The sequence below is a fragment of the Syntrophobacterales bacterium genome, from assembly GCA_019429105.1.
GTDB lineage: Bacteria > Desulfobacterota > Syntrophia > Syntrophales > UBA5619 > DYTH01.
In genome coordinates this window covers 18,225-32,663 of the sequence record JAHYJE010000033.1, presented here as the reverse complement: position 1 = coordinate 32,663, position 14,439 = coordinate 18,225, and the positions used below count along the sequence as shown (strand labels likewise).

Annotated in this window: 10 protein-coding genes; 1 reads left to right on the top strand and 9 read right to left on the bottom strand. The window is 55.7% G+C overall.

Annotated elements, in window-relative coordinates; all coding sequences use genetic code 11:
• Positions 1-446 precede the first annotated feature (446 nt).
• Together K0B01_11340 and msrA are read right to left on the bottom strand one after the other, a co-directional pair.
• Positions 447-1,277, bottom strand: coding sequence for an RNA methyltransferase (locus tag K0B01_11340; GenBank protein ID MBW6486730.1), 831 nt, complete (start codon positions 1,275-1,277; stop codon positions 447-449).
• A 113-nt stretch (positions 1,278-1,390) separates the two neighbouring features.
• Entirely contained in the window at positions 1,391-2,401 is a 1,011-nt protein-coding gene (msrA, locus tag K0B01_11335; protein ID MBW6486729.1) for a peptide-methionine (S)-S-oxide reductase MsrA, read from the bottom strand.
• A 292-nt stretch (positions 2,402-2,693) separates the two neighbouring features.
• Between msrA and K0B01_11330 the strand changes: the two genes are divergently transcribed.
• Entirely contained in the window at positions 2,694-2,897 is a 204-nt protein-coding gene (locus K0B01_11330; protein MBW6486728.1) for a hypothetical protein, read from the top strand.
• A gap of 164 nt (positions 2,898-3,061) precedes the next feature.
• Here the strand turns inward: K0B01_11330 and K0B01_11325 are convergent, their stop codons facing one another.
• The 7 genes from K0B01_11325 to oah form a co-directional block, all read right to left on the bottom strand.
• Complete coding sequence (locus K0B01_11325; GenBank protein ID MBW6486727.1) at positions 3,062-6,289, bottom strand: type I restriction endonuclease subunit R; 3,228 nt, start codon at positions 6,287-6,289, stop codon at positions 3,062-3,064.
• Between the two features lie 283 nt (positions 6,290-6,572).
• Positions 6,573-8,210 carry a putative DNA binding domain-containing protein gene (locus K0B01_11320; protein MBW6486726.1) on the bottom strand — a complete coding sequence of 546 codons (1,638 nt, stop codon included), beginning with the start codon at positions 8,208-8,210 and terminating at the stop codon, positions 6,573-6,575.
• Positions 8,207-9,475 (bottom strand): restriction endonuclease subunit S, encoded by a 1,269-nt coding sequence (locus K0B01_11315; GenBank protein MBW6486725.1) that lies wholly within the window; start codon positions 9,473-9,475, stop codon positions 8,207-8,209. The genes K0B01_11320 and K0B01_11315 overlap by 4 nt, the downstream gene beginning before the upstream one ends.
• A complete protein-coding gene (locus K0B01_11310; GenBank protein ID MBW6486724.1) occupies positions 9,472-11,688 on the bottom strand; it encodes an N-6 DNA methylase in 2,217 nt (738 codons plus the stop codon). The genes K0B01_11315 and K0B01_11310 overlap by 4 nt, the downstream gene beginning before the upstream one ends.
• Positions 11,689-11,716: 28 nt before the next feature.
• Positions 11,717-11,920: a hypothetical protein gene (locus K0B01_11305; protein ID MBW6486723.1), complete on the bottom strand. Its 204-nt coding sequence runs from the start codon at positions 11,918-11,920 to the stop codon at positions 11,717-11,719.
• Between the two features lie 500 nt (positions 11,921-12,420).
• Complete coding sequence (locus tag K0B01_11300) at positions 12,421-13,188, bottom strand: enoyl-CoA hydratase/isomerase family protein (protein ID MBW6486722.1); 768 nt, start codon at positions 13,186-13,188, stop codon at positions 12,421-12,423.
• Between the two features lie 104 nt (positions 13,189-13,292).
• Positions 13,293-14,435 (bottom strand): 6-oxocyclohex-1-ene-1-carbonyl-CoA hydratase, encoded by a 1,143-nt coding sequence (gene oah / locus K0B01_11295; GenBank protein ID MBW6486721.1) that lies wholly within the window; start codon positions 14,433-14,435, stop codon positions 13,293-13,295.
• Positions 14,436-14,439: the final 4 nt, after the last annotated feature.

Genomic DNA, 14,439 nt, shown 5'->3' with positions numbered 1-14,439 from the left:
TTTATTAAATATGACGCTTGCGTTGAATAACGACATTTTTTAAGGCCACGGCCGAGCTTAACAGGCAATTTTTTGGCCGTTCCGATCAGAAAAACTACTTCGCCAAAATCAATCGCGGATTTTGGGTTAATACAAGTCCCTTGACTCACACCCGGTTTCATCGTATAGCCTCCCCCCCAAGAGAAAAAGCCTTCTCCATAAGCGGGATGCGCCCCTGATTGTTCCTTGAACGATGAACGGGCAAAGGCCTTTTTCTCCCAACTAACAAGGAGGTTTTATGAGCAGACACAAAAAGATCAATCGGGAAAAAGAGATAGACAGAAAACGCAAACGCCGGAAGGAGAGTCTGAAGCTGCGGCTGAAAGAGGCAAAGGCGGGCAGCAAATAAGTCACGGCGGCGCAAGGTTTACCAGGCCCCAGAGAAAAATCAGGGATGCAGCAAAGCTTCAGTTTGTCTTTTGGTCAAAGTTGCCCCGGGCGCACTCGTACATCATGATCGCCCCCGCTTGGGGAAGGCTCAGCGACTCCCCCTCCCCCGCGCCTGGAATTTTCCATGCTTCATCTGTCAGATTGAGGAGCGCCCCCGGCAGACCGTGACTCTCGCTGCCGAGGAGCAGCGCCGTTTTGCGGCTGCAGGGATGGGGGGCAACGCCTTGGCGGACTTCGCTTCCGACAATCGTAAAGCGCCCCGCGATATCTGCGATAACCTCTTCTAAATCAACACCTTCAATAATATTTAGCTGGAAGATGCTTCCCATCGAGGCGCGTACGACCTTCGGGTTGAAAGCCTCGCAGGAATTGCGGCTGAGAATGATTGTGGAGAAGCCGAACCAGCAGGCGGTGCGGAAAAGCGCCCCCAGATTATTGGGATTGCTCACCTGATAAATCAGCAGGAGCGGCCCGGGGACTTTTTCCAGCACTTCGGCAAGGTGTGACTCTGCGGCAGTGCCGTCTGCAGGAAGCGGCCCCGGCACTGCGGCTATCGCCATCACCCCTTCCGGCGCCTTGTCCTGGCTGAGCGTCCCCCATTCATGCTTCGTCAGTTCGTAAACAGGCGTCCCGTACGGAATCCCTGCGAAAATATCCGGATAAAGGCCTCCGGCAATTTCCCCGCAAATCAGAATCTCGTTTATCGGCCATTTGCTCTTCAGCAGTTCCCCGACGATCTTCTCGCCCTCGGCCAGAAAAGCCCGTTCCTGACGACGATACTTCTCCAGAGTCAGCTTTTTCCAGCCCCTCAGTTGCGCTTGAGACGGCCTGGGTATGCCTGTTTGCATGCTTCGTTCCTTATTTTCGTCATTGAATTGCCCATCACGTTGAGCTCTTCCGCAATCATCCGGCAACGATGTCTCAATTATCACCCTTTGCCCGAAAAAAATTTAGCCCCGTTCTATTTTTTCTCAAATATTTTGAGATACTGACCATAACCCGCTTTTTCCATACCCTCTTTGGGAATAAAGCGCAACGCCGCAGAGTTTATACAGTAGCGAAGTCCCGTGGGCTGAGGGCCGTCGAAAAAGAGGTGACCGAGGTGGGAATCCCCATTTTTACTCCTGACTTCGGTGCGCTGCATCGAAAATCTGCCGTCATTTTTTTCCGTTATGCTGCCGGGCAAAAGCGGCCGGCTAAAGCTTGGCCATCCCGTCCCCGAGTCGAATTTGTCGAGCGAAGAAAAGAGCGGCTCTCCCGAGACAATATCCACATAAATGCCCTCCTTTTTGTTGTTCCAGTATTCGTTGCGAAAAGGCGGCTCCGTGCCGTTGTTCTGAGTTACATCGTACTGCAGGGGCGTCAGCTTTTTCTTCAACAGCTCCCTATCCGCTTTTTGACTGGCGAAAGCAGCAGAATTGATGCCTGCATCAGCTCTCCCCCACACCTTTTGCAGGAACTGATCGCGGCCTGAACCCAACCGGTAATTCTCATACCGTAAGGGGCTAATTTTACAGTAATTCTGATGGTAGTCCTCCGCTTCATAAAAGCGCTCAAATTTTTTGATCTCCGTTACAATGGGTGCTTTAAAACGGCCCGTTTTCTGCAGCTCTTCTTTAGACTGCAACGCGCTTTGCCGCTGTTTGTCATCGTGATAGAAAATAGCGCTTGCATACTGGGACCCGCGATCGACGAACTGTCCGCCGGCATCGGTCGGATCAATATGACTCCAAAAGACATCAAGCAACTGCGCGTATGTAACCCTTGCCGGATCATACCGCACCTGAACGGCTTCGACATGACCGGTTTTCCCGGAAGATACATCTTCATAAGAGGGATTTTCCACCTTTCCCCCCGTATAACCGGATACGGCGCCGAGCACCCCGGGGATCTTTTCAAAATCCGCTTCCACGCACCAGAAACACCCACCCGCAAAGGTAGCTATTTCAACTATTTCAGTATTTTTTTGCATATTTTTTCCACCCTCCTGGCTTTCTGCCTCCGTTTTATGAACATTAACCTCCGGTTGATTGCACCCCAGCACAATACCAAATAAAAGCAGGTAAATTAACCGCTTCTTCATCATTTTTCTCCTTTCCCGACCTGCCCTATCTGCTCCACTTCTGCGCTAATCTAACCATGCCAGCCCAATAGTCAAATAGCAGGCACAGGAAAACAGCAGCCGCATCTGTTTCGTCGTCTCCTCTAACGTCTTGGACGCTGTTCCCTGGAGCATCCCTGCCGGAAGAATCACGGCGGGCGTCGTGCTCGTCGATCGGCTTCGGAGAAATCGCCCCACCCTCAAGGTAATTTACATGTCGGGATACACGGAAGATACAATCATCAGCCAGGGCGCCCACGAATCGGGAACATCCTTCCTGCATAAACCCTTCATCATCAAGGATCTTACGGTGAAAATCCGGGAAACCCTGCGGGGGAAGGATGCCTCTGTTTCCGAGCATCCATAAATATTTGAAAAATGGTTCATCCGATTAAAGCGTACTTCCTCCTTGAATCTACTTTTGTTGCGAGCGCATAACACTTCAAATACAAGTTGCTAATTTTGGTTGGTACCCCTGACTATCGATTGCGGGTTGAAAGTACAAAGAAATTTTTCAGCGGCTAGTTGAGCTCAATAATACATAGGGCATCCACCCGCGCCGATCCCCGGATGATAAAGATGGGCGAAAACTATATCCGCCTTGTCCGCAATCTCCTGCTCCGTATAGTCCTCTCCGGGCAAGTTGATGTAGAGATGCTTGATGATCTCCGCCTTGACCTGAGCCTGGGCGGTGGCCTTTGCCTTCCAATGGTCGATGCGGAGCTTGTCCGCCAAGAGCTTCTCCAGCAGCTCCTTGGCCACCGCCTTGATCCGTTCGCGCTCCTTCCGTTTCAAGCTGTCCTTCTGCAGCAAATCGAAAACAGCCAACTGATCCTCGTTGTCGAGCCCTTCGCGCAGATAGCGGCGCTGCTCCTCGTCGAGTTCGTCATTGAATTTAAACAGGTCATCGAAGACCCGCTGCACCTCCGCGGCATCCTTGTACTTGTTGTACTCTGCGACGATCTCCTGATAGCGTTCATACAGATCCACACGGGTCGGATTGAGGGCTATCATCTTCGCCAAACGTTTCTCGATCTTCTCGCGCAGATTGAGCATCTTGATATTGGGGCACTGGCGTTCGAACTCCGCCTGTAGCCGCCGGATATCGACCTTGGTCAGATTGTAGCGCCGGCGTTCGCTGACCCCCAAATGTTCGGTAGCCACTGCCGTATCGACCACCTCGTAGAGGGCCTGCAGCATCTCTGAGACATCAGGCGACTCCTTGCTTTCCTGCAGCCGATTATAGAGGGCCGAGATGGCGTTTTCCTGATTATCGTACTCGTATAACCCGGCATTGGGAAAAAGCCCCAGCAGCCGGGCGGCGATGTCTTCGGCCATAACCTCGAAGGTCTTTCGCCGTTCATCGGTCTCGCAGACCATATTGACCCCGCGCAGGATCAGTGCCTGCTTGTTGAAGCCTTTGGCGGCGATCAGCTCATCGAGATTGAAACCGCAACCAGTCAGAAAATCCTGGGCTGCACGAACAGCCTGACCATACTCGACCAGGGCTTCTGCATAGTCCCGGAGGACCTCCTTGCCATCTCCCTTCCGCTCATATTGGGCAAAGGTGGCCAGGGCCTGACGGAGGCTCTTGAGCATGCCGTTGTAGTCGATGATCAGGCCGTTCTTCTTGCCGCCGCCGACACGGTTCACCCGGGCAATGGCCTGCATCAATGTGTGCCCTTTCATGGGCTTGTCCAAATAAAGCGTGGAAAGGCACTTCACATCAAAGCCCGTGAGCCACATGGCGCAGACGATCACCACTCGGAAGGGGTGCTCCGACTTCTTGAACTCCAGATCCAGGTCGCGATGCACCATCTTTTCCCGGTGGGGGAGGATATCCAGCTTCCATTTCCTGAATTCTTCGACTTCGCCCTGCTCCTGGGAAACCACCACACAGAACTCCGTCTCCTTCATCCATTCCACTTGGGCGCGGCGCTTTTGCAGGAACTTGTCCGGGTTCTTCCCCGCATCGGCAAAACGCTTCTCCTCGGCCGCCACCTCTGCCTCCAGCGCTTCCCAGGTTTCCCGCCACTTTACGGTGATCTCGTCATACATCCTGACGCAGGTGATCTTGTCGATACACACGAGCATCGCCTTGCCGGTCTGCCAGCGTTGATGGTAATGCCCGACAAAGTCCGCGGCCACCTTGCCGAGTCGTGTCGGGGAGGTCAGGATGGGGTAGTCGCGGGCCAACTCACGGTACAGCTTCTCTTCCTGGGCCGGATCCAGATCACCCGCCGCCCTGGCCGCCTCGATCCGCGCTGCGATCCGCTTGTTGATCTCCTCATCAACAATCTTCAGTTTATCCCCCCGGTTCTCATAGAAGAGCGGCAACGTCGCGCCATCGGCCACGGCCCGTTGGAAATCGTAGATGGAGATGTAGTCGCCGAACACCGCGCGGGTCATCTGCTTTTCCTGGCTGTCGATCAGGGGGGTGCCGGTAAAGCCGAGGAATTTCGCGTTGGGCAAGGCCTTGCGCATGTTGATCGCAAGCCTGCCGTACTGGGTCCGGTGGGCTTCGTCGGAAATGACGATGATGTCTTCCCGGGGGCTGTAGGCTTCATCGACCAGGCGGTGGAATTTGTGGATCAGGCTGAACACATACCGGTGGTTATCCGTCAGGAGCTTTTCCAGACCCTTGCCGTTCCGGGCCTTGGCCTTCTTGTTGGTGGCCGCGCCGCAACCGGTGAAGGTGCCGAAAAGCTGACCGTCCAGTTCGTTCCGGTCGGTCATCAGCACAAAGGTGTATTTTGCCGAAATCTTCCGGTGGATCTTCTCGGTCAGGAAGATCATGGAATAGGACTTGCCCGATCCCTGGGTGTGCAAGAAGACGCCCAGCTTGCCTGCCGCCACTTCGCTTTGATCTTTGGGTTTATCCGACAACAGCTTGTCGATCACCCGGTTGGCGCCCAGGTATTGGTGATTCCGCGCCACGATCTTCTGGACCTCCCCCTCGGTCCGGTCATAGAGGATGAAATTCTCCACCACATCGAGCAGGGTTTCCTTGTTCAGCAAGCCGCGCAGCAGGATGGGGAGCAGCGGCCGGTCCTTTTTCGGTTCCGGATATTCTTCCTGCAACCGCTTCCAACGAGAGAAATGTTCCACGATCGAGGTCAGGGAGCCGACCTTGGCATCGACCCCATTGGACAGGACGATCAGGGCATTCCAGTGGAACATTTGGGGAATCGTGTCCAGGTAGTCGCTGTAGTTCTTCTTGAAGGCCTTGTCCACATGCTGGTCGTAGCGCTTCAGCTCGATGAAGACCAGGGGCAGGCCGTTGACGAAGCCGATCACATCGGGCCGGCGGCGGTAGGTATTCCCTCGCACCCATAACTCACGGACCGCCAGAAACCGGTTCCTCTCCGAATTGGCCGGGTCATCGAAATCCACCAGTTTCAGCCGCTGTTCCGCTATCCGCCCCTGCGCGTCCCGATACTTCACCGGCACACCGTCGCGCAGCAGCCGGTACTTGTCCTCGTTCATCTGGACCAGCGTCTTGGTCAAATCATAACTGGCGACCTGGGCCAGTGCCTCTTCATAGGCTTCGACAGGGAGCCCCGGATTCAGGCGGCGGAGGGCGGATGCGACATCCCGGCGGAGGATCACCTCTCGGTCGGACGACCTTCCCAACAGGCTTTCGGGGCCGAAGTCCTCACTGTCATAGGCAAAAACGGAGTCCCACTTCAGTTCCTCTTCCAGCAATTCCACGGTCGGCTGTTGAATCAGAATATCTTCAGAGTAGTCTTTGCGCGGCATCCCACCTCCACTTTGGCTCGTCTATAGCCCGGACCGAAAAGACACAGCCCCACAAGGTCAATAGAAAAACTGCTCAGATTCAGATGGTTAAGAAAAGCTATCGTCCCTCCTATTGACCGCCCTTGGCGGATATGGAGCGTTTGAGCCAATAGAGTTCAGTCAATATGGCGATCATGAGCCAAATAAAAAGGAAACGATTTCAGCTTACTTCCAATTCAGCAGGCACCTTTTGGCTCGTTTTTTTGGCTCATCTTGGGCAGATAGGGCCCCAAGTGAGCCAAAACTAAGTGGGCACTTGATAGGCGGAGCCCCTACGGGAACCGGTCATGGCCAAGCGGCCTTCCTTGACCAAAGAGGCCAGAGCGCGCTTGAGCTGAGCTTTAGGGATTTCAGGTCCAATCCGTGCATGGATGGCACCGATGCGGGAATCAGGGTAGCGCCCTACATCCTCGAGGATCAGTGCCGCTAGACGGTGCGGCTCGATCCTTTTCAGTGAGGTCGGTGCCGTGAACTCCAGCCGCCGGAGCAGATCGGGATCGACAAAGTAGCGGGTGGCCTGGGTCCGTCCGCTGCTTCTGACCAGGCCCCAATCCAGCAGCCGATGCACCCAGGGAGACAGGGCATCGACGGAGGCCAGTTCCAGCGCGCCTGCCAGTTCCCGGGCCGTCAGCGCCTCCTGCTGAGCCAGCAGGCCCAGGGCAATGCGCTCCCGCTGGGTCAACTGGAAGGTCCTGTCCGCCTTGGCCAGGAAGTCGATCACCTGGGGCTTGATGATCCGCGGCCGCACCGTCACCTCGAACCGGTCCGTACCTTCTTTCGGTTCCGGCACCGGCTTGCCCTGGGACAGGAGGACCTCGTAAATCCGGTCGTAGCCGCTCCCTTCGCGCTCCATGAGCTTCAGGTCGTGGAATACCCTGGCCAGATGCTCGTTGCGGCGCACCGAGGTGTGCAGCATGTTCTGCGGCGTGACGCCCAGGGGCAGCAGGCCCGGATTGACGACCTCCAGCCGATCGGGGTGCAGGTTCAGGAAAATGTCGCCCCGCTGCGTATAGGGCCGGTGCACCAGGGCGTTCACCAGCAGTTCCCGGACGACGATCTCATCATAAAGCGGCACATGCTGGCGAAAGAGCCCATCAGGCAACTCGTATTTTTCCCGGAAGTCCGGCACCTCCCGCCAGACTGCCTCGATCAACTCCATCGGCGACAGGCTGAAGTCGTCCCAGGGGATCTTGTTTACCTTCTTCCCCAATTCGTCGTACTTGAGGAACTGGATCACCGGGGCGGTGCCCAGCCGCGCCCGATCCTGACGTCTGCCGACGCAAAGGATGCCCAGATGGGTCAGCCACTGGCCCTGGGCCAGCAGGTAATGATCCAGCAATTCGTCGTCGCTCTTTTCCTTCACCGATTCCTTGACCCGGTCCGAGGCACGAATCCCAGCTGCAAAAACAGCCAGCTTCTGGGGATCTGTCTCGCTTCGGGGGACATGCAGCGTCGTCTGGGTCTCCCAGGGCAGGGCCGACCGCTCGGCTGCCAACCTCATCACCTCATCCCCCACTACGGGCTTGCTCTCATCGGCTACGCGCAGAAAGTAATGACCGTCAGGCGTTGAGGCCACGGCCAGAGACCTCGGTATCCGCAACTCGATATATTCGGCCCCATTCTCGGCCTCGCGTATTTCCGGCAGGACGGTCACATTCACCGTTCGCTCCCCGACCTTGCGGCGGATCTGATCGGGCAGGACCGAATCGATGCGCTGCCCAGCGGGCGGCAGGTCGGCCTTGTTCTCTATGCCGATCAGAAGCCGGCCGCCCTGGGCATTGGCAAAGGCAATGCAGTCCTTGGCCAGTTCCTTCCAGTCCGCCGACTTTCCGGTGACCGTCCGCAACGACTTCTTGTCGAGGAGTTGCCCTTCCTGGCTCATGCGGCGACCTCCTGGGGAACAGTGATGCGGCTCACGTCCAGCGCTCCGGACATCAGCTTGGGGAGGAGCAGGTCGCGAGCCTCACGTAATGCCTGATTGTAGTTCGTCAGAGACTGTACCTGTTCGAACATATCTCTCACTTTGTCTTCGAAATGCTGCGACACATCATCAGGCGGTTGTAATGTCAAGTATTGCTGGAAACATTTTGTGTTGACCCGTTGCCGTCCATCGGATCCCGCCATGCTGTTAATCGCATGTTCACGGAAAGAATCGCTACGTGCAAGGCAATAGACATAGTAGGGATTGACCGTGCGGGACCGGAGCACAATAAACTCCGTTGAACCACTGGCGACGGCCTCATCATCTTCAAGAAACTGAACAAAACCGGTCTTTCCGTTTTCAAGACATGGCGTAATCCTCGCCAATAGGGTATCACCATTTCGGAATTTTGCTCCCCCGCTTATAGGTCGGGCATCAGAGGAGGCATCTATAACCATCGAGTCTTCGGCAAGGACCTCCATCCTTACGAAAGGTCTTGCCACATCTCTGGGAAATGGAGTCCTTGGATTAACATCGACCAGTGCTGAAACGGGCTTGCGTGCCCATCCCCCGGGGACGCCATCACTGATCGGCACGGTCTCGTGCCCAGGGAAGCACAGCTTCACGAACCATTCGCGATACAGCAGCCGGGCCGACTCCTCCAGCAGTTGGATGCGGCGTTGGTTGGCTGTGATGAGGTCGTCGTAGGCGGAGAGCACCGACACAATGCAAGTTTGAATCGGAACATCAGGAAATGGAATAAGAACGCGTTTGATATCTCGAATTGGAAGCTGGGGTTGGGCCGCACCACTCCTCAATGAATCTACTTGTTCCCTGAAGAACGACGATCGCAAGAACTGGAACAGGAATGCCGGCAAAAGCTTTCCCTTGTCTGTACGGAGGATCACCATCCCGGAATTAATCCTGATATGGTCATAGGGCACGCTCTCATCATATATACCTATGTTCCCTATTGTACCCCGGGTTGTGAGAACAACGTCACCCCTGCACAAGCGTCCTTTCCTTAGCTCTTGGTCTTTCGACTCAGAAATGAATTGGCATTGAAACAAATTGAATCCATCACTTAATACATTGCTGGTATTCAAGAATACGCAGTAACCTGAATCCGTGAAATCGTCTTTTTGCGGATATTTGGTACCTCGATCCCCATCTATAATTTGGAGAGGAGCTTGCTCAAAAGCAATTTTTCCCCAGGACTCACTCATACCATCAACTCCGCGAAGTTTTCCTTTATACGCTCAGCCAGCAGCACCGTCTTTTCGTTCAACTCTTCCAGCTCTGTATGAATCTGGGTCAGCCGTTCCTGGAAGTCCTCCTCGTCATCCTCCGCCAATACCGCCACGCCGACGTACCGGCCTGGCGTGAGGCTATAGTCGCTAGCTGCAATGTCAGCTCGGGAAACCACATTGCAGAGACCCGGGACATCGGCATAAACGGCCTCGGGGAAGCGCTTGTGAAGCTTGTTCACCTGAGCGATGAAGTAGGCTGCCTGTTTGAGGCCTTCCAGTACTAGATCACGGATAGTCGGTTCTTCTTCCTTCTTCTCGTCCGCTGCCGTCAGCGCCCGCTTTATCTCCCGGCCGCGTTTGTTGTCGTAGGCATCCGACTTGCGAGCCGACAGGGTTTTTTCCGCCCTGTCCAGGAGTTTCAGCCAGAGCTTGTGGCGGGCCTCCACTTCCTTCTGCGCCTCTTTCAACAGGGGCAAAAAGGCATCCAGTTCTGTCTGAAGGGCCTTTTGGCCGGCATGGGAAGACCGGTCGGCAGCGGCGATCTTTCCCCTAGCGGCTGCCGCCTGCGCTAACAGGGCAGCGATCTGCCGGTCTATAGCGGCGGTCTGCTCCCCTGCGGCCTGCAACTCACCCTTGAAAGCCGTCAACTGCATCTGCGTGATTTGTTCCTCTTCCGGAACGTCCTTATTCAGTGCCGCGAGAACCACCTGGTCGGAAAAGGTGGTCAGCAGGCTGGCCACTTCCTGTGCCTTTTCTCCATCTGCGGCGAGGCGGACCGGCAGTTCCGCCAGCCATTCATCCACCCGCCGCTGGTAAGAGGCGACCAAGGCGACGAACTTTGCCTGCTCCCCCCGGTAGAGCCAGGTAATGGCGGTCAGGTTGGCCAACTGCTCTTCCGTAAAGACGTGGGACCGGGCCGAAACTGCATGGTAGACGTTGCGGGCGTCGATCATCAGCACATGATCGCTATCGTTCCAAGCGGGCGCGCCCGTGACCTCTTTCTGCCGGGGCATAGAACCTTTCCCCTTATCGAAGAACCAGAGGGTGCAGGGGAGGCCGCGGGTGTAGAAGAACTTGGGGCCGATGGCGATCATCGCGTCCACGTGGCCGGACTCCACCAGCTTCCGGCGGATCTCCTTGTCCTTGTTGCCTGCATCGGACGCCGAGGAGGCCATGACGAACCCGGTCCTGCCGGTGTCGTTGAGATAGGAATAGAAGAACTGGATCCAAAGGCTGTTGGCATTGGAGATCGCCCCGGTCTTGGCGTTGATGCCGGGCAAACCGAAAGGCAGGCGGTCCCCTTCTCCCACATGGGCCTCCACCTTCTTGGTGTCCACCGAATCGACGTTGAAGGGGGGATTGGCCATGACGTAGTCGCAGCGGCCCAACAAGGTGTGGTGATCATCATAAAAGGTGTTGCCCTGAATGATCTTTCCGTCCAGGCCGTGAACGGCCAGGTTCATGCGGGCCAGCTTTGTGTTGGTTTCGGATTTTTCCTGCCCGAAGAAGGTCGCCTTGTCGTTGGGGTTCTGGCGGCGCACATCCTCGATGAAGTGGCCGGTCTGCACGAACATGCCGGCCGAGCCGACCGCCGGATCGAGGATGATGCCGTGATCCGGCTCGATCACATTGACGATCATCCGGACCAGGGACGGGGGCGTGAAGAATTCGCCGCCCTCCTGAGCGCCGCTCTGGGCAAACTTGTTGAGGAAGTATTCGTAGATGCGGCCGAAGACGTCGCCGCTGGCCTTCTTCAGGGCGTCGCGGTTGAAGATCTTGACGATTTCCGCCAGGAGATCCGGTTCAAAAGCCGAATAGCCCCGCGGCAGAGCGCCCTTGAGGACTTCATACTCGTTCTCTATCAGGTCCATGGCATCGTCGATGGCCTTGCCGACATTCTTGCCCTTGGGCAGATCGGCCAGATAGTCGTAGCGGGCCTCTTGCGGCAGATACATGGCGGCCTTGCCCTGAAACTCCAGCTTGATCAACCCTTCCCGCTGGGCCGCCGGCACCTGGGGCGGGATGGACTTCTCGATCTCATCCACGAATTGTTTGAAGCGATTGTCGGCGTGGCGCAGAAATATCAGCCCCAGGACGGGCATGGAGTACTCGGCGGCGGTGAGTTTGGAATTGGCCCGGAGCTGATCGGCCGCCTCCCAGAGTTCTTTTTCGATCTGTTGGGTATTCATAGGATCCTTGGGGTGATCTCCTATTCGTCTATTCGTCGAAGATGGGACCGAACGTTTTTTCCATTGCACGACGGGTTTCCAGGGCGACGCCTCGGGTTCCCTTCAGCTTGCCGTCGATCAGGTCGGAGACGATCTTGTGGTGCAGACCGTTCTTGGCGGCCCAGGAGGTGATCGTTTGGCCCATATCGACAAGGCAGTGGGCGACCTGCTTTTTCCGTGATTCCCTGTCCATGGTTTAGCTCCCGAACTTAAAAGTGTATGCTAATCCGCCAAGTTGCGAATACTATACTCCCCAATAGAGTAGTTGTCAACAACTACTATCTATATTCAGAACTGAAAGCGGAATACTGCCTTTCGATTCAATTTACAGCCGATAATTTGTTACACGCAGCAAATAGACCGGATGAACCTGAAAAACTTTGTTTTTTCTAGTCTCAGGAACCCTATATTGACAATTATTTAACTGCTTGTCCATCAAGGGCGGATATCATCCTCCCCCAGGCAGCGATTTGCGGAGGCGCTCCAGTGATGACTGTTCATCAGCCGCATCCTGCCGACGAACCGGCAAGCCATTTCCCGGATAGGACAATGGAGACGCCTTCCCGCTGCTGTTCCCGCCTCAGTTTATGGACCAGTTGGAGGGCTGACACGCCCGGCATTCCAGCAAACGGCTGCCGGAAAGTACACTCCCGGCTTCATGGCTGTTGGCGTGGGATGCAGCCCTCTGTAAACTTATTCATTGCGCCACTGCGGTTTTCTCTTTTCGAGAAAGGCGACAAGGCCCTCCTGGGCATCCGTTGTCTTCAGGAGTTCCTGCAGATAGATAGCTTCGATGGTTTGCAAAGATGGTTCCAGCGGGTCCATAAGCCCTGCTTTAACCGCCTTTTTTGTCAAGCGGAGCACCTCGGCGCTCAGCCTCAGGTAGGGCTTCAAAAAGGCCGCGGTGGCCGTTTCCAGCTCGTCTCGCCCCACCACCTGGTTGATCAACCCCAGTTCCCTGGCCTCCCCGGCCGAGATGGTTTTCCCGGAAAGGATCAGCTCCATCGCTGCCTTCTGCCCGATGATGCGCGGCATGATCTGGGCGGCAATCGGGGGAAAGACCCCGACCTGGATCTCCGGCTGGCCGAACTTGGCATCATCCGCAGCGATGACCAGATCACAGAAGATGGCGAGCTCGCAACCGCCTCCCAGACAGGAGCCGTAAACCGAGGCCACGGTTGGAACGTCAATTTTCTCCATCCGGCGGAACATGCCGTGAAAGGCGTCGATCATCTTCGGCGCCAGATCGCCCATGTGTTCCCCTACATCCACGCCGGCGGAAAAGCATTTGCCTTTTGCCTGGAACAGAACTGCCTTCAAATCCTTCTGGCCTCTCCATGCGTCCAGCACCCCATTGATCTCCTTCATCATGGCGATGTTCAGGACGTTCACCGGCGGACGGTTGAGGGTTATGGTTCCCAGGCCATCCTGCATTGCCGCTTCAATATGCTCATAACTCATGGTATTTTAGCTCCTTTTTTTACATAAAAAAGAGGCAGGCAGGTCTCTTTTTCGGGAACATGCCTGCCTCTTCGCTAGCCATAGTGCGTCTTTAAAAACCCCTGTTAAAGAGGTTTCCCCAGAACTCCCGAGAACATCTCCATATCCCAGGCCTTGCCTTCGACGATATTCTGACGGAACTTGATGAAATCAATAGTGTCCTTGCCGGTGATCTTCTTCGAGTTGAAGGCCCCGAAGCCGAGGAAGGCCTCGCCGCCCATGTTGGCAGCCAGCCAGTGGCGATGGGCATTTTTCATGGTATCCCAGAAGAATTTCTTCTTCTGGCGGACGCTGTCAATCGACTCCATCAGGCAACCGGGGAACAAATTGGCGAACGTCCAGACCATCTTGTCAACCTCCTTGTCGAGGAGTTCGAAATCGGCATTGGGCTGATGCAGTTTGACAAATTCACGGGCAGCCTTGGCTTCTTCGCCGGTTTTGTTTTCGCCGTAAACGATCTCGCCGTCCTGCACGTAAACATCCGTGATGACCTGGGGATTGCGCACCCATTTCCCATCCACCTTCAGTACGGGAACAATCTTGCTGATCAGATTCTTCGCCTTCATCTTGTAGGCCGACCACATCTCACAGGAGACGCAGTTCCACATGGCGTCTTCGATGCCGAGGTACCAGGGCAGAAAGTCCGAGGCGCCGCCGACCGGGGCGGAACCATGTCGCGGACCCGCCTGACCGTAGATCGCCAGATCCGAGGATACGGCAAGGTCGCACGCCATGCCAATCTCCTGACCACCGGCCACCCGCATGCCGTTCACCCGGCAGATAACCGGCTTTTTGCAGAAGAGGATGGAATCAACCATGTGGTTGAAGAGTTCCATGTACTGCCCGTACTCGTCGGACCTCATGCTGTAATACTCGCTGTACTCCTTGGTGTTGCCGCCGGTGCAAAACGCGTAGGGGCCCGTGCCCGTGAAGACCACAGCCACAACGCTTCTGTCTAACGACGCGTTTTCAAAACCGGCAATCACCCCTTTGACCATTTCTGTCGTGTAGGAATTGAACTGTTTGGGGTTGTTGAGGCGAATCCACGCGGTAAAGAGGCCATCGACGACCTTCCCCGTGGGATCGGTAAGGGGCCTTTTCTCATAGACCGTACAGGGCGCTTCCGTTCCCCAATGCTTGTCCGTATGCAACGCGTGATCCTTGATGCCGTCTTCCCGCGGCAGCCATTCCAAACCCTTTAATGTCATAGCG